Below are 19,475 nucleotides of genomic sequence, written 5' to 3'. Positions count from 1 at the left end.
CGTTCGCCGGGTCCCGGTTGGAGAAGCCTGCCGCTCCCCTCTGCCTTACCGAACAAGGGGTGCCTCCGGAAAGGCAACCCCTTGCAGGCATATTGATATTTCGCAAATTACAGCACCGTCACATTTTCCGCCGGGGTGTACATATCGGGCAGGTCGCTGCAAAAGAAAGAGTTCTCCTGATTGTACATCTTCACGAAATCACGCTCCGAAGGGTGCCCGGGGAACACCGAGAAATAGTGCGTCCCGCTCTCCATCGGGTCGTACTTGTTGCGCCACGTCACCACCATGCTCACACGGCGTCCCGTCAGCGGAGCATGGATGTTCGTGGTCCAGTAGTCGGTCGCCGTGAAGCCTTCGACGCCCGTCTCGGTTACGCCGCACGGCTTGAGTTTGGCCAGCGAAACCTTCGAAATGGCTTTCAGATTCGTCACGAAAACCGCATTGTTGATACCCTGATAGCAGTCCATGCCTACGAAATCGACCCATTCGTCGCCCGGCCAGCGGAAGTAGAAGTCATCGACGGTCTTCGCGCTGTCCATCTGCGGGGAGATGGCGTAGATGAAATTATGCACGCCCTTCGTGTCGCGCAGATACTTCACCGTGAATTTCCACAGGTTGACGAACTCTTCGGTCGTCGTGCACGACGCGCCCCACCAGGACCAGGTCTGCGTATGTTCGTGGAACGGGCGGAAAATCACGGGAATCAGCTTGCCGTCGCTGCCCCGCAGGTTGTGTGCGATGTCGGCCAGGCGGTCGAGCCACTCCTTGAAAGTCCTATTCGTGGCGCTGCCCTCCGTCAGAATCTCTGCGGCCACCCGATTGCTGGAGTTGTCCCACGAATCGCCGCCGGTAAGCGGATTGTTGATGTGAATGCACGACGTGAGCACCATGCCGCGGTCGTAAGCCTCCCGGCAGCAGCGCAGCCGCAGCGCCTGGGCATCCGGGTCCGAAGCGTGGCGATCGTCGATATGCTCCGCAAAATCGAAACTGTATACGGCGGGATAGTCGCCGCAGACGGCCTTCGTGTCGGAACCGCCTTCGGTGCCGTACCACGTGCGGCCGTACATCAGGTCATCGTGGTGACCGAACATGAACCCCTTGCTCTGGATGGCCCAGAGGTTCGAATAGAGCGCTTTGGTCTCTTCGGTGGCATTCGGGTCCGACAGCGTGAGGGTCACGGGATCGCTCTCCCCCTCCTTTTTCGGCCCTTCGCTGTCATCGCTGCACGCCACGCCGGAAAGCAGCAGCGCCAATAACACAAACGGAATTCTTTTCATGGTTTCAGGTATTTGATTATTCGACATTGGTCAACAGAACGAAGCTTTCGGCGGGAACCGTCGTGCGGAAACGCTTCCCCGCAATGCCGCGTTCGCACGGTGCGGGAAATCCGTTTGCGTCGCACGCCCGGTCGCTCTCCGTATAACGGTAAAGAACGCCTCCGGCAAAGTCTCCGGGCAGGACAATCTCAAGGGTGCACGGCTCCTGCGAGAAGTTGACCGCAGCGACGCTGTATGCCGCATCCTTGCGGGCTGCCGCCACGCGCAGCCCCTCGCGCTGCGGGACCTCGCAGGCGAGGATGTCGCACCCGGCGGGAAAATGACGGCACATCAGCGACCAGGTGTAGTACCAGGGCCGCAGTTCCTCCTGCGAAGCGTCGCCGAAGACCTCCTCGCCGAGGATGTTCCACATTCCCCAGATCTTCACGTCCTCCGTGCGGCCCGAATCGCCGTTCGAATGCATGGCGTCGTCGAGCATCCACGCCGCCACCCCCGAAAGGCCGTTGTTCATCACCTCCATCGCCAGCAGCGGCATATCCAGCCCGTAGAAATAGTCGTAGCAGAGCATGTTGCAGTCCGAGCCTTTGGTGAAGGGATGCCCGGCGACCCGACGGTCGTACTCGGCTTTCAGCAGCGAATCCTCCGGCGCCGAGTACTTGTACCCGGCCTCGCCGAGAATCAGTTTTTTCCCGGCCGGAACTTCGGCGCAGCTTTTCGGCGTAAGCCCCGCTGCGCACCTCGTGCTGGCCGGGATAGGCATGCACGTCGTAGATGCCGATCTGCGCGCCGAGGTCCTGCGCGCTCCGGGCCACCCATCCCGCCGTGTCGTACTCCGACGCCGGGTTTTTGTAACTCATCACCACGTCGGGCGCCGCAAGCGACACCTTTCGTTTCAGGTCCGGATACCGGGCCATTTCGGCGTCGAAACGCTGCGCCATCGAGCGCCACAGGTCGTAATCGCCATCGGTCGAGGCCCAGTTGCCGTCGGGTTCGTTGAAGATGATGAAATGGCGGATGCAGTCGAACCCGAGGTCGCAGACCAGAAAATTCAGGTAATCGACCGACATCTCCACCCATTGCTGCGAATCCTTCATCGCCCACGTCGGCGGATTGTATTCACCGTAGGCCACCGTGATGCCGTTGTCCTGACAATATTGCAGCAGGCGGCGGAGCGACGCGAGGTTGCGCATGCGGTCGTAACGGCCCGTCGCGGCATCGTAATAGCGGTAGGGGCTGTTGATCATGCAGCGCACATAACCCGGGCGCATGAAATCGAGGCGTTCGGAGAGCTTCGCCCAATCGGCGTCGCTCACCTCCGCGCCCCACGCTTCGGCTTCGTCGTAAGGGTCCCACTCGACGCCGTTGCCGACGTAATCCGAACTGAAGACCCGGTCGGTCACTTCGACCCGGAGGGCCTGCCCCGCATCGCAGGCGGAGAACAGTACGGCCGCGGCAAGCGCGGGTGTCAGAAATCTTTTCATAATCAATCGTTTTGTTCGGTCAGTAAAATCATCGACTCTCCGGGCATATCGTACTCCGCGCCGGAGCGGAAATCAATCCGCAGGCCGGTGGCGTCGGGCAACAGCGTGTGGTCGCCCTCCGTGCGCATCAGCCCCTCGCCGTAGCGATAGCGGGTTGCCTGCCTGAACCGCTCCCAGCCCGGACACTCGATCCGCACGCGGCGCGGTTCGCGCGACACGTTCACGACGGCGACGGTGCGCCGTCCGTCTTTCACGGCGGCGACGGCCTTGACCCCTGCGGCACCCCGCACGTTGGCTGCGAAGAAGTCGCTTCCCGGCCGCAGCGTGCGGCACAGCAGCGACCAGGCATAATACCACGGGCGCACCCGTTCCTCGCCGGCTCCGAAAATCTCGTCGCCGAAGATGTTCCAGAAACCCCATATCTTGAGTTTGTCGGGCGCCTCCTTGAAGTGCATCGCATCGTCGAGCATCCACGCGATGCAGCCCGAATAGCCCGCATGAATCGTCTGGAACAACGCATCGGCCATGTCCGTGCCGTACATAGGGTCGTATACGAACATCTGCGAATCGTCCGTCGAGGCGTTCGGATGCGCTGCGGCCCGGCGCAGGTTCTCGGCCTGCAAAAGCGAATCGGCCGGCTCGACGAACTTGAAGCCGATCTCCCCCATCACGATCTTCTTCCCGGCGGGAACCTCCCTGCGGTAAGCCTCCAGGATACGGGTGTACTCCCCCGAGTTGACCGTGCATTTCGACGGATAGGTGTGGATGTCGTACAGGCCGATCCTGTCGCCCAGCTCATCGCGGCTGCGGCTCACCCACCACGCCTCTTCGGGTCCCCAGATCGCGGCGTCGGGACCGACCAGCTCCACTTTCCCGGCAAGCCCCTCGGCGTCGAGCCGCCCGCGGAAATAACTCACGGCCTTCGCCCACAGGTCGAAATCGCCGTCGGCCGCCGACCAGAAGCCGTTGGGTTCGTTGACGAGGTTGTAGTAACGGATGCAGTCATAGCCCTTTTCGCCGACCAGCCAGGCGACATAGGCCGCGGCGTGGTCCAGCAGCGTGCGGTTGACCGTCCCGGCCCGGGCGTCCATGAGCGATCCGCCCCAGTCGCCGAACATCACCGTCACGCCGTGCGACTGGCAGTAGCCGAGTATGTGCGAGAGGTGTTCGAATCCGCGCATGCGATCGAGCCGTCCGTTGCGCACGACCGAGGTCGTGTTGGTCATCACGCGGATAAAGGCCGGCCGCATGAAATCGAGCCGGGCATAGAGTTTCGCCCAGTCGGCATCGCTGATTTCGACGCGCCCCTGTCCGTAATCGAGGGCATAAGGGTCCCACTGGACCCCGTTGCCGATATAGCCGCGATTGACGACGCTGTCGGCGTCGATACGCACCACGGCGTCGCATTTCCCGGCGGATTCTCCCGCACAGGCCCCCAGCAGCGCCGCCATGCATGCGAGCAGAAGGTTTCCGAAGTTTTTCATAGGCATCGGTTATAAGTCCGCATGCAGGCCGGACCTGCATGCGGACGTTATCGGATCATTCGCCGGCTTCCGCCTGCTTGTTGAAGAGCATCACGTAGTTGCGCGGCCCGACGGCGAACCGGTCGTAATCGGTCCAGGGATAGGCCCCCTGCGTCGTCTGCCCGGGCAGAGCGAAGTCGAAGGCGATTCCGGGAACGCTGAGCGTCGAGGAGCCGTAGCTGTAATCCCCCTCCCGCAGGAGCTTCGCCGTGATGGAGACGATTCCCGAGGTGAACACCACGGTTCCGGCTTCGGCGTCATATACGTAGGCGCTTTTGCCGTGGGGCAGCAGGCCGTAATATTTGGTCAGGTCGAGAGCGCCCGTTCCCTCCTTGTTATAGTCGGCTTTGAGGATGTAATTCCAGTATCCGCCGTCCTCACCGGGCAGGTATTCGCACTCGCCCGTCTCGCGGCCGGCGTCGTCGGTGCCCGTGGCGGTCATTGCCAGGATGTTGTCGGACTCCTTCCCGATCGAATCGTCCCACACCCAGCTCTTGTCCACCGGGTTGACGAACGCGGGGTCGGCCGAACCGCCGTAGACCGTCAGACGGCCTACGGAGTAGGTTCCGGCGAGCGAGGTCTCCTCCGGATCTGGCTCCGGTTCCGGTTCGGGATCGACCGGCTCCTCGATCGTCTTCGACGCCTCGGGAACCTCGAAACCGGCCGGCTGCTTCACGATCTCGATGTAATACGTCACCGGATTGCGGGCGAAGACCCCGTAATCGTTGTAGGTGTTGTTCCAGTCCTCCGTGCCTTTCAGGTTGAATTTGAAGGCCTCGGATTCGAGCGTCAGCGGAATCGGCGGCACATTGGGCATCTGGTAGGTGCCCTTCGGCACGAGCGTGCAGGAGGTCTTGTTCCCGTCGGCATCGGTGAAGGTGATCGTCCCGTCGGAATAGTTGCGCAGCCAGGTGCTTTCGCCCTTGGGAATCTGACGGTAGAACTGCGTCAGGTCCACCGGCTTTCCGGTGTCGGGGTTCGACGCCCCGGCAAAGACGCAGTCCCAGTTTTTGGCGTCCTCGCCGGCCCAGTTCATGCAGGTTCCGGTCGTATTGCCGTCGGCGAGGATCTCTCCGAGCGTGAACACCAGATAGTTGTCCATCTCGGCGGCGGGTCCCCGGCCTTCGCCGTTCCAGCACCACGACTTGTCGGCGGGTTTGTAGAGCTTCGTACAGTCGTAAGCGGCGCCCGTGCCTCCGTAGACCCAGAGGTTGCTGATCGTATACGTTCCGGTCAGCGTCTCCGTGAACTCGGTCATTTCGAGCGTATAGGTGCGCGATTCGCCGTTGGGAGAGGTCACGACGATCTGCGGATCGCCCTTCGTGAAGTCGATCGTCCCGCCCGAGGCGACATTGGCCGTGGCCTTATAGGAGAGCGTCAGCGTTTCGACCCGGACCTTCGACATGTCCGCGACCATGTCCGACGCCAGTTGCAGCTCGATGACGCCCGTTTCGGAATCGGTCTCCGTGATGGTCGGCGTTCCGGCCTGACCCTCGAACTTGACGTCGATGATCGACCGCTCGTGGTTCCAGCCGCCGTCGGCGACATCTTCCCACGGATCGTCCTTGCAGGATGCGAAGCACAGCAGGACGAAAGCGCTCAGCAAATATTTCAGCTTGTTCATAATTCTGCGTTTTCTTAAAAGGTTAAAGATTCGGGTTCAGGTCGGACTCGACGGACGGGATCGGATAGAACACCATCTGCTCGGCGCTCAACCCCTGTCCCTTGGCTTCGGCGATGTCCGTGTGCAGGCGGTTCCAGCGGCGCAGGTCATAGCAGCGGTTTCCCTCGAAAGCCAGTTCGAAACGGCGCTCGTCCATCACGCGCTCCCGGAACGTCTCCTTGTCCAGCCCCGGCTCCAGATCGCCCAGCCCGGCGCGGTTGCGGATGAAGTTCACCAGTTCATACGCCTTGACCGTAGGTCCGGCAGCTTCGGCATAGGTCAATGCGACGTCCGAATAGCGGAGCAGGTAGGGACGCGTGGAGGTTTTGTCTCCCGAGAAATTCGGGTCGATGAATTTGCGGCAGAACGGATAGTTCAGTTTGCCGTCGGCCGTCGAAGCCACCACATTGCCCGCGGCGTCGTACACCTTGTCGACGATCAGCCAGTCGTGACGGCGGTCGCCCGAGGCGAACGCATCGTAGAACGACAGCGCGGTCCGGTACTCGCCCCAGCCGTCGTGGGTCGGGACCATCTGGTCGGAATCGCCCTGCTTGAGATAGATCGTGGCTCCCGAAACATAGGGCAGGTACATCTTCGAGATCTTCGAATACTGCCCCTCCGATTCTCCCGTGCGGTCCATCGACATGATGAAGATATGCTCGGGTCCGGCCGGCCGCTCGACGTCGTAAATATCGAGCAGGTTGTCGTCGAAACGGAAGACCGTCTGCTCGGGATTGTCGACCACCAGTCCGGCGTATTTCACCGCCTCGGCATAGTATTCGTCCACGTCGTGCGACATGGCGGCGTACTGGGGCACGCCGTGCTCCTTGGCCGACGCGATGTAGAGATAAGCCTTGGCCAGCATTCCGTAGGCCGCGGCGCGGTCCGCACGGCCCGTTTCGGGCGCCGCGAAGAACGGCAGCAGCGTACCGGCGGTCTTGAAGTCCTCGATGACGAGCTTCCACATGGCGTCGAGCGACTCGGCGGCGGGGACGGCCGTATCTTCGAGCGTCTCGACAGGCGTCGTGTGGACGGGCACGCAGCCGAAGTTGCGCGCGAGGTTGAAATACGAATAGGCGCGCATGAAATAGGCCTCGCCGAGGAAGCGGTTCCTGCGGCCCTCGTCGATGTTCATTCCCGGCACCTTCTTGATCACGGCGTTGGCACGGTTGATCGTGATGTAGGAGTACTTGTAGAAATTGCCGAGCGTGGTGTTGGTCTTGAAATTGTTGATCTTCCATCCGTCCAGCTCCTTGTTGGCCGCCGCGGCGTCGCCTTTCGGCTCCATGTCGTCGGTGTTCATGTCGCCCAGGAAGACGATCGAACGCGAATATTCGATGTAATTGATCGCGTCGTAGATATAGTTCACGGCCGACTCGGCGTCCGCCTCCGTCTTGTAGAAGTTGTCCTCGGAGTAGAAGCCGTAGGGATACTCGTCCAGATTGCAGGCCGCCAGGAGAGAGGCTCCCCCGAACGCAAGTATAAGGTGTTTGATTTTCATGGTTGGCAATGTTTAGAAGGTGAAGTCGGCTCCGAACGTCCATTTGCGCAGGCGCGGATAGCCGCCCGAATAGATACCCGTCATCCCCACTTCGGGATCGTAGCCCTCGAAGCCGGTGAAGGTATAGAGATTGTCGGCACTGACGTAGAGGCGTATCTTGCGTGCCGCATCCTTCTTCGAGAAGGGGATCGAATATCCCAACGTCATGGTCTGGATGCGCACGAACGAACCGTCCTCGACCCACCAGTCGGAGAGCTTGGTCTGGCGGTTGGCGTTCAGCCGCGGGTAGGAATTGGTCGGATTGTCGGCCGTCCAGCGCATCGGCATATTGCTCGGCTGGTCGAAACGCTTGGTGTTCAGCACGTCGTTGCCGAAGACGCCGTTGAAGAAGATGCTGAAGTCGAAACGACGCCACGAAACGTCGATGCCCAGCGAGGCCATCCAGTCGGGATTCGGGTCGCCGATGATGCACATGTCGTTCTCGTCGACGGTCTCCAATCCGTCGCCGTCGTAAATATCCACATACTTGAACTCACCCGGCTGGGCGTCGTCGCCCGAAAGGCCGGCGCTCAGGCCCTCGGCCAGCGACTGCACGATGCCGTCGGTCCTGTATCCGTAAAAGACGTACATCGGCTGCCCTACGGCGAGGATATTCGTATAGGCGCGGAACTGTTCGCTCTGGTTGCCGTAATATTCGACTTATTAGTCAAAACGGGTGCTGAAACGCCTCAAAAACAGGAAAACGCCACGCTATAGGTCAAAACGGGTGCCGATAGCGTGGCATTCTATTTGATTTTCAGTATATTTTGGCATTTGAAAATATAGAAATTGCATTATGAACAAAAAAATGCCCGACATGCAATTCCCCCATTGTAAAGAAGGACGGAAAACGCAAAAGCGTCCAACGATACAAGTGCATGGTTTGTGGACGCCGCTTCAGCGGCGGGCGTGATTTTACAAAAGAAGACATCTGGGAGATGTACCTGCACGGCAAGCAGACAATAGCCCAGATCAGTGAAACTACAGGTCTCAGTGCTTCGACCGTGACACGTCGGCTTGCCTCCATTTCGTTCAGCTGGGAACAGCCTAGGATCAAAGGAAGCGGTGTGATACATCTCGACGCCACGTATTTTGGGCGCAATACAGGAGTGCTGCTGGCTCTGGAAAGCGGAAGCGGCAGACTTCTTTACATGAAGCATATCGCCCACGAGCACATCAGTGATTACGAGGACGCTGTGAAACATATAGTAGGATGCGGGTATGCCATTCAGGGGATTGTCATTGATGGTTTTCAAAAGCTGTTTACCGTCCTTTCGGAATACAGAATACAGATGTGCCAGTTCCACATGGTGGCGATAATAAGAAGAAAACTGACCAAGAATCCGCAACTTGAGGCAGGAAAGGAGTTATTGGATCTTGCATACCGTCTAAAAGACATGAATGAAAGTGCATTCGTCAGTGCATTTGAGAAATGGAAGAGGAAATGGCATGACTTCCTGAAAGAAAAGACGGTCAACGAGATTACCGGACGCACGATATATACCCATCAACGGCTCAGATCTGCCATGGTCAGCATATCGACCTACCTTCCTTTTTTGTTTACATACGAGAAAGTCAGAGGTATGCCCAACACAAACAATATGATCGAAGGCACATTCACCGACATGAAGAAAGCCTTGCGGAATCATCCGGGAATGATTGAGGAAAACCGCAAGCGGATGATGAACGGGTTTTTCTTGGCATATGCCAAATTGCATAATGAAAAAGGAGACAACCGCTAAGGCCATCTCCTGAATCGCATTATGCATATTGGACGGCTTTATTCCTGGCGGAGGTGCTCCCCAGCAGAGCTCCGTTACGCTTTAAGCCGCAATGCAAAATAACAAAATACAGATGAATCCACCAAAAACGGGTGCCATTTTCAGCACCCGTTTTGACCTATAGAGCGAAAGCGCTCGCATCAAATATGTGTTCAAAAGTTTTGAATGGTCATATCATACTGACAGACACCAGTATTACAACGATTTTAGCACCCGAAATGACCTATACGCCAAATATTCATACTGCATGCCGGTGCGCAGGTCGGTTCTCAGGCCGGTCTGCACGGCGTTTCCGAGGCTGAGCACCTTGTTGCGGTTGCGCGAGAAGACGAAGGTGCCGCCCATGCGCCAGTCGCGGTTCTGGAACGCCACGCCGTCGATCGTCAGTTCGATGCCGCGGTTGCGGATCTCGCCGTCGTTGACCCACATCTTGTCGTAACCCGACGAAGGCGCGATGTTGCGCTCGCGCAGCAGGTCCGAGGTGCGCTTGTCGTACCAGTCGAAAGTCACGTTCAGACGGTTGCCGAAGAACGACATGTCCAGTCCGAGGTCGACCTGCGCGGTGGTCTCCCATTTCAGCCCCTTGTTCGGGATGCCGCTCCAAAGCGCATAGATGCCGTCCTGCCCCGTGGTGCCCGACTGATAGCCGGGTCCGATGGCCGTCACCCACTTGCCTCCGTTGAAATACTTGTGCTGTCCGTAGCGGCTCAGCGTCTGGTAGGCCGAAATACCCTGGTTGCCCGAAATACCGTAGGAGGCGCGGATCTTCAGCACGTCGAAAACGTTCAGGTTCCGGATGAACCGCTCCTCGTGCATCTTCCAGCTGAACGCCCCCGAGGGGAAGAAGGCCCACTTGTTGTTGGAGCCGAATTTCGAAGAACCGTCGGCGCGGGCCGTGAAGGTGAAGAGGAACCGGTTGTCGAACGTGTAGTTGATACGCGTGAGGGCCGAGACCAGCTCGGTCTTGTAGGAGCCGTTGCCGATCGAATAGGTCTCCGAATCGCCCGCGGCGAGGTTCTCGTTGCCCAGCGATTCGTTGATGAAGCCCTTGGCGGCCAGCGACGAACTGCGCGACTGGTAGTTCTCGTAAGAGTAACCGCCCATCACCGTCAGCCGGTGCTTTTCAGCAAAGGTCCGATCGAACGTGGCGTAAGCCTCGAAAACGATGTTGTCGTCCTTCCAGTTGTCGATCGACCCGTAACCGTCGTTGAACACGCCCGTCTCGGAATACTTCTTCGGGAAATATTTGTCGGTGATCTGTTCGCCGTGCTTGTAGTTGAACTGCGCCATGACGTTCAGGCAGGGAAGCACGTCCCAGTTCACCGAAGCGAACGAGATGATGTCTAACCCCTTCGAATCGTTCTTCTGCAAATTGGTCAGGGCCAGCGGATGCGAATAGTCCTGGGCACCGTACAGCCAGTAATCGCCGTTGTCGTCGTAGACCGGGAAGATCGGGTTGCGCCAGTAGGCCAGTCCGCCGTTGTTGTGACGCTTGTTGCTGGTGATGTTGGCGCTGGCCTTCATGCGCAGGTTGTCCAGCAGCTTGTGCTCGACCGAGAAATTACCGCCGTATTTGCGGTAGGTGTCCTCGATGTACATGCCGTTGTCGAGGTAGTAGTTGGCGCTGGCCTGGAACATCGTGCGGTCGTTGCTGCTCTGCACCTGTACGGTGGTGTTGTTCGACACGGGCGTCGGGCGGAAGACCAGGTCGTCCCAGCGCGTGTTGGTCGTCCAGGTCGTCTGCAACTCCGCAATCGAGGGATAATAGACGCCGTTGGCATTGGTCGCACCGATGTAGGTCGGCGTCAGTCCGGCGTTGATGCTGCTTTCGTTCGAGAGCATCGCCATCAGCACGGGATCGCGCCAGAGGTTCAGCTCGGAGCTGAATCCCGAAACGGTCGTCTGCTGGCGCAGCGTGATGCGCGTCACGTTCTCCTGCGCCTTGCGCGTGGTGATGAGGATCACGCCGTTGGCGCCGCGCGAACCGTAGATGGCCGATGCCGAGGCATCCTTGAGCACCTCCATCGAAACGATGTCCTGCGGGTTGATTTGTTTCAGGTCGCCGGCATCGCCCCAGGGGAATCCGTCGATGACCACCAGCGGAGCGTTCGAACCGTTGAGCGACGAGTTGCCGCGGATGCGGACCGTCGACGAGGCGCCGGGGTCCTGCGAGGAGTTGACCACCTGCACGCCGGCCACGCGGCCCTGCAACAGCCCGTCGATCGAGTTGGCCGGGATGTCGGTGAGTTTCTCGGCCTTGACCGAGGCCACGGAACCCGTCAGGTCGCTCTTCTTGACCTGTCCGTAACCCACGACCACCACTTCGTCCACGGCCGTGGCCTCCTCGACCAGCACGATGTTGAAAGAGGTGCGGCCGCCGACCTCCACCGTCTGCGTTTTATAGCCGATGAAATTGACGGCAAGGCGGGCGTCCGAAGCCACTCCGGTCAATGAAAAGGCTCCGTCGGCCCCGGTTGTGGTTCCTTTCGTCGTGCCGACGACGACAACCGACGCGCCCGTTACGGCGGCGCCGTTCTGATCCACGACCTTGCCCGTCACGGTCATGCTCCGTGATGCGGACTGGGCGCGGACGTCTCCCGTCCCCCACAGGCAGACCGCCAGCAGGGAGAGAACGATCAGGTAAAATTTCATTTTCATAAGTTTTAGATTAGAGTAGTTTATTGATACGGTCCGGGGCGGTTCCGGGAACTGCACCGGACACTGCAAAGTAACATGCTGCTACGGAAGAACTGTTTTAGAAAATCGCTGATTGATTATACTTTTATGAAAACAAACCGCAAAAGGGCTATTCGCAACGGCATTTCTCCGTCAAATAATTTAATAATTCCTCCAGCCGGCAGGTCGCAACGCCTACATATTTGTCCGCTCCGCCGTAATAGACGTACAGCACGCCGTCGACGACCACATTGCCGGTCGGGAAGACGCAATGGCTGTAAAAACCTTCGGTTTCATAGAAAAATTCGGGTTCGAGGATCGGTTCCGGCGTCCGGGCCAGCACCCGCAGCGGATTCTCCCGGTCGAGCAGCAGCGCCCCGACGCGGTATTCGGCCGTGCCTCCGTCGGCTACCCCGTGGTAGAGCGTCAGCCACCCCGCCTCGGTCAGGATCGGCGGCGTGCTTCCGCCGATCTTCTCCTCCCAGGTTCCTTCGCGGCCGGCGATAAGCAGATGGCTGGGCTTGTCCTCCCATGCCAGCAGGTCGTCGGAGAACTTCAGCCAGATCGAAGGGTATTTCACCCCGTAATGTTCGCCCACGAACTGTTTGGGACGGTGCATCATGGCGAACTTCCCGCCGATTTTCTCCGGGAAAAGGATCACGTCCCGATCGTCGAGCACGGGCGACGTAAGCCGCCCCAGCCGGTGGAAATTCCGGAAGTCGGTCGTCACGGCAAGCCCCGTATTTCCCAGATTCTGCGCCATGGCGGCCGGCGCATAAGCTCCGCATCGGGGCAGACGCACCACGTCGTGCGCGAAAGTCCAGTACTGCCCGGGGGCATGGGCGCGGTAGGCGTAGGTAATGTAAAACTCATTGTCGAACTTCACGATGCGCGGATCTTCGACGCACCCTCCGTCGGGACCGTCCGCGCTGGGACCGAATACCGGCGAATCGCCGACACGGCGGAAGTCGAAGCCGTTCTCGCTGACGGCCAGCCCCAAACGGATGACATGTTCCTTGTCGTCGCCGGCGGCGCGGTAGAGCATGTAAAACCGGCCGTCGTCGTAGATGACCCCCGGGTTGCAGGTTACGAGATTCTCCCAGGCATTGGCCGGATTGGGAGCGATGATCGGATTTTTTTCGTATTTCTTCAGTTTCATATCAACGGAATATTATGAGAATAAGCATACACAGAACCAGCAGCACTCCGCCCCATACGCGGTAGTTGCGCCACCAGGAAACCTCCGCGAGCGAGCGGGTTTCAGCCCGGAAATCCGCCGCCGAAAAGGTCGTGTCGATCAGTTTGTCGGGCCGGGGCGCGGGAGCCGTACGGCTTACGGCCCAGATCACCGACAGGCTGAAGACCAGCAGGAACGGCACGATCAGCAGAAAGTGCATCCCGCCGAAGATCTCCGTGCGCCAGAGGAGCATCGCCGCCGCGACGACCAGTCCGGCGATCAGCCCCGCAAAGGCTCCCCGCCCGTTGGCGCGGCGCGAGAAAACGCCCATCAGGAAAGCCGCCACGACGGGAGGCGCAATGTAGGAGAGCATCTCCTGGTAATATTTGAGCAGCGAACCGAAACGTCCGATCTGCGGAGCCCAGAGGGCGGCGATCACGATGATGACCAGCGAAGCCAGCTTGCCGACGCGCACCAGCTTGCGCTCGTCGGCCCGCTTGTCGATCTTGGCGTAGAAATCCATCGTGAAGAGCGTCGACGTGGAGTTCAGAATGGCGCTCAGCGTCGACGTCAGCGCGGCGAGCAGCGCCGAAAGCATGATCCCCAGCAACCCTGTGGGCAACAGGCGCAGCACCATCGTCGGATAGATCATGTCGGGTTTCTCGATGCCCGGGAAGAGATGGCGGGCGATAACGCCCGGAAAGACGATGATGAACAGGGTGGCCAGCGTCAGCGCTCCGGCGAACATCACCCCTTTGCGGCCCTCGTCGACGCTCCGCGCGCTCAACACGCGCTGTACGAGCGTCTGGTTGTTGGCCCAGAAATAGATGCCCAGCACCGGCATGCCGACGATCAGCCCCAGCCAGGGCGTGGCCGTATCGGTCAGCGGGCGAATCAGTCTGACGCTCATGTCGCCGCTTTCGAACAGCGACGCGAGGTAGTCGAACCCGCCGTTGGCGAAGCAGGCTCCCGTCAGGATCACCGACCCGACGATCAGAATCACCGCCTGGATCAGCTCGGCGTTGATCGCCGACGAAAGACCGCCCGGAATGGTGTACGAAGCCGCCAGCACGGCGAAGATGATGATGATGAGCTGCAAGTCCGCCTCCGGGAACAACAACTTGATGATCAGCGCGGCGGCATACAGCGCCCCGGCCGCATCGAGAAAGATGTTGCCCACGATGCAGATTCCGGAAAAGTAGTAGCGCGACCGCTTGTCGAAGCGTCGTTCGAGAAACTCGGGAATCGTGAATATCCCCGAACGGATGTAGAGCGGCAGCAGGAACGTGGCGAAAAACACCATCACCACGACACCTGTGAGGTTGTAGTTGAACACGGCCACTCCGGTGTGGTAGGCGTCGTCCGACTGGCCGATGAGCGTCGTACTGGAGATGCTCGCGGCGAAAAGCGACAGACCCACGATCCACCACGGCATCGTGCGGCCGGCCAGAAAATAGGACCCGGCGTCGGAACTCTTGCCGTTGCGCAATCCCCACCATATTATAAATATAAGGTAAAGGACGATAATCGCGCAGTCGACAAAATTAATCGCAATCGAATTCATGTAAGTCGTTTTAGGATTTTTTTACTAATGCAAAGATATGTACCCGAAAATTTACCGGATTGTATAAGTCGGTTAAACAAGTATACTTTTTTGAATTATTCATGGAGCTTTCTGAATTATTCCTATTTTTGTACCGGACCTGAAACCCTTACCGGACATGAAAGAGATACAGCAGGAGATCACCCCGATCACGAACGAGGACCTTTTCATCATCCTCAACCACCCCAACGCGCATTTCGACTATCCGATCCACTGCCATCCGGAATACGAGATCAATCTGGTGATGAACACCCGGGGATCGCGCATCGTGGGCGATTCCACCGAGGATTTCGGCCCGCTGGACCTGGTGATGACCGGTCCCTATGTGCCGCACGTGTGGAAATCGCCCCTGAAAACCAACCACGTCATCACCATCCAGTTCTCGGGCGACCTGATCGACTTCCCGATCGTCAACAAACGCCTGTTTCTCCCCATCCGGCAACTGCTGCTCGACTCCCGGCAGGGGCTTTCGTTCACAGGTCCCGAACAGTTGAGCGTCCGGGACCGGATTCTTGAACTCACGCGCATGCAGGGATTCCAGTCGGCGACCGCTTTTCTGGACATTCTCAACGCGCTGGCCACGGCCAACCGCAAGGTGCTTATGAGCAATCTCTGCGACTCGAAGAACATTGTCCACACCTCCAAATCGCGCCGCATCGCCAAAGTCTGCGACTACATCGAGAAAAACCTCTGCCAGAACATCCGGCTCACCGACGTGGCCGGGTTGGTCAACATGTCGGAATCGGCCTTTTCGCACTTTTTCAAGAAGCGCACGAACATCTCCTACATCACCTTCGTCAACAACATGCGCATCTCCAAGGCCTGCCAGCTGCTTGCCAACACGACGCTCAGCGCCTCGGAGATCTGCTACGCCTGCGGCTTCAACAACAAGTCGAATTTCATCCGCATCTTCACCAAAAAGAAAAACATGACCCCGATCGAATACCGCGAATACATCTCCCAGATGCTCATCAAATACTGATCTACCCTTCATCTTATGAAAAACTTCAAACCAATCCTTACCGCTATGTCCCTCTGCATGGCCCTCGCCGCAGCCGCAGCCCCCGTCCGTCAACACCTGCACGACGACTGGCAGTTCCGTCAGGCGCGGCTCAACAACTGGTATCCGGCCACGGTCCCCGGCACGGTGCACACCGACCTGATGGCCAACCGGATCATCGAAGACCCCTATTTCCGCCTCAACGAGCGCGGCGTACAGTGGGTCGACAAGGAAGACTGGATCTACGAAACGCATTTCGAGGCCGACGCCGGCCTGCTCGCCCGCGAGCGGATCGAACTGGTCTTCGAAGGGCTCGACACCTATGCCGACGTCTACCTCAACGACGAGAAGGTGCTCGCCGCCGACAACATGTTCCGCCGCTGGCGCACGGAGGTCAAACGGCTGCTCCGTCCGGGCGAAAACACCCTGAAAGTCTATTTCCACTCGCCGATCAAGGTCGACCTGCCCAAATACGACTCGCTGCCCTACCGTTACGAGGCCGTCAACGATCAGTCGGCCAACGGCGGGCTTTTCGACAAACGCGTCAGCGTCTTCGCCCGCAAGGCGGGTTACCACTACGGCTGGGACTGGGGTCCGCGCCTGGTGACCTCGGGCATCTGGCGTCCGGTCTATCTGGAGGGCTGGAGCGGCGCCCGCATCAGCGATGTCTTCTACCGCCAGCAGGAGGTTACGGCCAGGCGCGCCCGGGTCGAGGTCGAGGTGGAAATCGCCTCCGCCCGTGACCTGGCGGAAGCCGTAGTCACCGTTGCATCCCCCGGCGAAGGCATCGAAGCCTCGGTCACGGCGCCGCTGCGCTCCGGAATCAACAAGGTAACCGTCCCGCTCGACATTGCCTCTCCGAAACTCTGGTGGACCCGCGAACTGGGCGAACCCCATCTCTACGAATTCCGGGCTTCGGTCGCGGCGGGCGACGCCTCCGACAGCCGGACCACCCGCATCGGGCTGCGCTCGCTGCGCCTCGTGCGCGACAAGGTCGCCGACGGCACGACCTTCTACTTCGAACTCAACGGCGAGCCGCTCTTCGCCAAGGGAGCCAACTACATCCCCTGCGACGTCTTCCTGCCGCGCGTCACGCGCGCCGTCTACGAGAAGACGATCGACGACGCCGCGGCCGTGAACATGAACATGCTGCGCGTCTGGGGCGGAGGTGTCTATGAAGACGATGTTTTCTACGAACTGTGCGATGAACGGGGTATCCTCGTATGGCAGGATTTCATGTTCGCATGCAGCGTCTATCCCGCCGAGGGGGCATGGCTCGAAAACGTCCGGCTCGAAGCCGAAGACAACATCCGCCGTCTGCGCAACCACCCCTCGATCGCCGTATGGTGCGGCAACAACGAGTGCAACGAAGCGTGGTTCGGCTGGGGATGGAACACCCGGTACGCCGAACAGGGGCATCCCGAATGGGACCGGATCATCGGCGACCGGCTCCGCCGCCAATACTACGAAGTGCTGCCCGAAGCCGTCGCCGCCTGCTCGCCCGGCACGCCTTACCACCCCTCGTCGCCCTGGTCGCGTCACGAAGGCACGAGCGAAAACAGCGAAGGCGATACGCATTTCTGGAAAGTGTGGCACAGCCGCGCACCGATCGCCGACTACAACGCCACGCGCAGCCGCTTCTTCAGCGAATACGGCTTCCAGTCGTTCCCCGAATACGCCTCCGTCCTGCGTTTCGCCCCCGAAGAGCGCGACTGGGACATCGAATCGGAGGTGATGATGGCCCATCAGCGCGGCGGCGATTTCGCCAACATGCGCATCCGCCAATACCTCGAAGACGAATACTGGCCCGCACGCGATTTCCGCACGTTCCTTTACATGAGCCACGTTTTGCAGGGCGACGCCATCAAGACCGCCATCGAGGCGCACCGGCGCGACAAACCCTACTGCTGGGGATCGCTCTTCTGGCAGCATAACGACTGCTGGCCCGTGGCTTCGTGGGCCAGCCGCGACTGGTACGGCCGCTGGAAGGCGCAACATTATTTCGCCCGCCCGGCCTTCGACGACATCCTCGTATCGCCCCTTGCCGAGGGAAACACACTGAACGTCCGCCTTGTGTCGGACCGCCGCAAAACGGTCCGGGGCAAACTCCGGATAACGGTCATGGACATGGACGGCGCCCTCCTCTCGGAAAACACCCGCAGCCTAACCGTCGCACCCAATGCCAGTCGGAACGTCTATTCGGCCGACATTTCCGGACTCTTGCACGGTTGCGCCCGCAATCGGGCGATCGTCGTCGCGGAATTCACGACCGACGGACGCCGCTACGCCAACATCGGATATTTCGTCTCTCAAAAAGAGCTTGAGCTGCCCGAAGCCGACATCCGATGGAGCGTCGGACCTGCGGCGGACGGTTATGAAATTACGCTCTCGAGCGACCGTTTCGTCCGCGCCGTCTGGCTCGCTCTCGACGGCAACGAACATTTCGAGGACAACTATTTCGACCTCGTACCGGGCGTCAGCAAAACGGTGCGGGTCGCAACGACGCTGTCCCGGTCCGAATTCGACCGGCTGCTGCGCATCACCCATCTGCAACAAACCCGATAAACCGACCATACGATTATGAAACGCACATTGCGCCTTTTGCTGACCGTAGGACTGTCGCTCGTCTGCGTCAGCCTGTTCGCCCAAAAGTTCCCCAACTACCCCATCCCGCAGCAGCCCGACACGCTGCGCATCCTCGGCATCGGCAACAGCTTCACCGACGACGGCATGATGTATCTGCCCGAGCTGCTGGAGGCTGCCGGCATCCGGAACGTCGTGCTGGGGCGTCTCTACATAGCCGGGTGTTCGCTCGAACGCCATTGCCGGGAATATGCCGGCAACGCCCCTGCGTATATCTATTACAAGTCGACGTCCAACCGCTGGGAGACCGTTTCGAAGAAAGCGACCCTGTTGGACGGAATCGCCGACGAACGGTGGGACGTCGTGGTACTGCAACAGGCGTCGGGCAAATCGGGCATCTATCCGACCTATCAGCCCTGGTTCGGCCGGCTGGTCGAGATCGTGCGATGGTGTTGCCCCAATGCCGGAGCCTGCATCGCCTGGCAACAGACATGGGCCTATGCCCGCAATTCGCAGCACCGGGATTTCGGACGATACGAGAAGAACCAGCAACTGATGTACCGGGGAATCGTCTCTTCGGTCGAACAACTCATGCGGGAGACCTCCGTCGAAGTGGTCGTCCCGTCGGGCACGGCGATTCAGGACCTGCGCAACACGGCGCTGTGCGACTCGCTGGACCTGACGCGCGACGGATACCACCTGAATCCCGGGACCGGACGTTACACTGCGGCCTGCGCATGGTTCCAGACGCTCGTGGCCCCGGCCTTCGGGACGAACGTCGCCGGGAACGGCTGCCGTCTGGCGGGAACCCCTCACGAGCTGACGCCCCAGGAGGCCGAAGCCTGTCAGGAGGCGGCCCGCAGAGCCTGCGTCCGGCGGTTCTCCGTTTGGACGGAACCTGTCGCCGGCGAGGGCGGGACGGCAGTCCGGTAGCGGTCGGGGTTGGTCGGGCATTCCGCCATGCAGATATAGGTATCCTGCCATTCGCCGGAGCATTCCCGTTATCTGCCGGATGTGGGTTCGAAGCCCGCCCTGCCCCCTCCCTACCGCCACCAACGAAAAAAGAGGTCTGCAAGGACCTCTTCGAGCGGAAAACGGGATTCGAACCCGCGACCCTCAGCTTGGGAAGCTGATGCTCTACCGACTGAGCTATTTCCGCATTACGGAGTAC

At 59.7% G+C, this 19,475-nt stretch carries 10 protein-coding genes, 1 tRNA gene and 3 pseudogenes; 4 read left to right on the top strand and 10 right to left on the bottom strand.

Going from position 1 to position 19,475, the window contains the following annotated elements; all coding sequences use genetic code 11:
* Nucleotides 1-107: 107 nt before the first annotated feature.
* The 6 genes and pseudogenes from NQ492_RS15380 to NQ492_RS15355 form a co-directional block, all read right to left on the bottom strand.
* Nucleotides 108-1,277: a glycoside hydrolase family 26 protein gene (locus NQ492_RS15380; RefSeq protein ID WP_044053980.1), complete on the bottom strand. Its 1,170-nt coding sequence runs from the start codon at nt 1,275-1,277 to the stop codon at nt 108-110.
* A 16-nt stretch (nt 1,278-1,293) separates the two neighbouring features.
* Nucleotides 1,294-2,758 (bottom strand): annotated as a pseudogene (locus tag NQ492_RS15375) (hypothetical protein).
* A gap of 2 nt (nt 2,759-2,760) precedes the next feature.
* The gene (locus NQ492_RS15370; protein ID WP_015546136.1) at nt 2,761-4,242 is read right to left on the bottom strand and encodes a hypothetical protein; all 1,482 of its coding nucleotides are present in this window, start codon (nt 4,240-4,242) and stop codon (nt 2,761-2,763) included.
* A gap of 55 nt (nt 4,243-4,297) precedes the next feature.
* A complete protein-coding gene (locus tag NQ492_RS15365; RefSeq protein ID WP_015546135.1) occupies nt 4,298-5,905 on the bottom strand; it encodes a hypothetical protein in 1,608 nt (535 codons plus the stop codon).
* A 22-nt stretch (nt 5,906-5,927) separates the two neighbouring features.
* The gene (locus tag NQ492_RS15360) at nt 5,928-7,445 is read right to left on the bottom strand and encodes a RagB/SusD family nutrient uptake outer membrane protein (RefSeq protein ID WP_015546134.1); all 1,518 of its coding nucleotides are present in this window, start codon (nt 7,443-7,445) and stop codon (nt 5,928-5,930) included.
* A gap of 12 nt (nt 7,446-7,457) precedes the next feature.
* A pseudogene (locus tag NQ492_RS15355) lies at nt 7,458-8,141 on the bottom strand (SusC/RagA family TonB-linked outer membrane protein); the annotation flags it as partial.
* A 146-nt stretch (nt 8,142-8,287) separates the two neighbouring features.
* On the opposite strand from NQ492_RS15355, the pseudogene NQ492_RS15350 reads away from it, so the two are divergent.
* A pseudogene (locus tag NQ492_RS15350) lies at nt 8,288-9,226 on the top strand (IS256 family transposase, variant Zn-binding type); the annotation flags it as partial.
* Between the two features lie 234 nt (nt 9,227-9,460).
* Here the strand turns inward: NQ492_RS15350 and NQ492_RS15345 are convergent.
* The 3 genes from NQ492_RS15345 to NQ492_RS15335 all read right to left on the bottom strand — a co-directional run bounded on the left by NQ492_RS15345 (nt 9,461) and on the right by NQ492_RS15335 (nt 14,682).
* Nucleotides 9,461-11,923 carry a SusC/RagA family TonB-linked outer membrane protein gene (locus NQ492_RS15345; protein WP_259873306.1) on the bottom strand — a complete coding sequence of 821 codons (2,463 nt, stop codon included), beginning with the start codon at nt 11,921-11,923 and terminating at the stop codon, nt 9,461-9,463.
* A 148-nt stretch (nt 11,924-12,071) separates the two neighbouring features.
* Complete coding sequence (locus NQ492_RS15340) at nt 12,072-13,100, bottom strand: glycoside hydrolase family 130 protein (RefSeq protein WP_015546133.1); 1,029 nt, start codon at nt 13,098-13,100, stop codon at nt 12,072-12,074.
* A 1-nt stretch (nt 13,101) separates the two neighbouring features.
* Nucleotides 13,102-14,682, bottom strand: a complete 1,581-nt coding sequence (locus NQ492_RS15335; protein WP_044053978.1) for a sodium:solute symporter — start codon at nt 14,680-14,682, stop codon at nt 13,102-13,104.
* A 157-nt stretch (nt 14,683-14,839) separates the two neighbouring features.
* Between NQ492_RS15335 and NQ492_RS15330 the strand changes: the two genes are divergently transcribed.
* The 3 genes from NQ492_RS15330 to NQ492_RS15320 are packed head-to-tail and all read left to right on the top strand — an operon-like array spanning nt 14,840 to nt 19,237.
* Nucleotides 14,840-15,703: an AraC family transcriptional regulator gene (locus tag NQ492_RS15330; protein ID WP_015546132.1), complete on the top strand. Its 864-nt coding sequence runs from the start codon at nt 14,840-14,842 to the stop codon at nt 15,701-15,703.
* Nucleotides 15,704-15,718: 15 nt separating this feature from the next.
* The gene (locus NQ492_RS15325; protein ID WP_044053977.1) at nt 15,719-18,286 is read left to right on the top strand and encodes a beta-mannosidase; all 2,568 of its coding nucleotides are present in this window, start codon (nt 15,719-15,721) and stop codon (nt 18,284-18,286) included.
* Between the two features lie 15 nt (nt 18,287-18,301).
* Nucleotides 18,302-19,237: a DUF4886 domain-containing protein gene (locus NQ492_RS15320; protein ID WP_015546130.1), complete on the top strand. Its 936-nt coding sequence runs from the start codon at nt 18,302-18,304 to the stop codon at nt 19,235-19,237.
* A gap of 153 nt (nt 19,238-19,390) precedes the next feature.
* Here NQ492_RS15320 and NQ492_RS15315 read toward each other — a convergent pair.
* Nucleotides 19,391-19,463, bottom strand: a tRNA-Gly gene (locus tag NQ492_RS15315).
* Nucleotides 19,464-19,475: the final 12 nt, after the last annotated feature.

Origin of the sequence: Alistipes shahii WAL 8301 (assembly GCF_025145845.1) — a bacterium.
In the GTDB taxonomy this organism is placed as follows: Bacteria; Bacteroidota; Bacteroidia; order Bacteroidales; family Rikenellaceae; genus Alistipes; species Alistipes shahii.
Note: the sequence above shows the minus strand (reverse complement) of the source record. Positions and strands in the feature narration are given on the sequence as shown.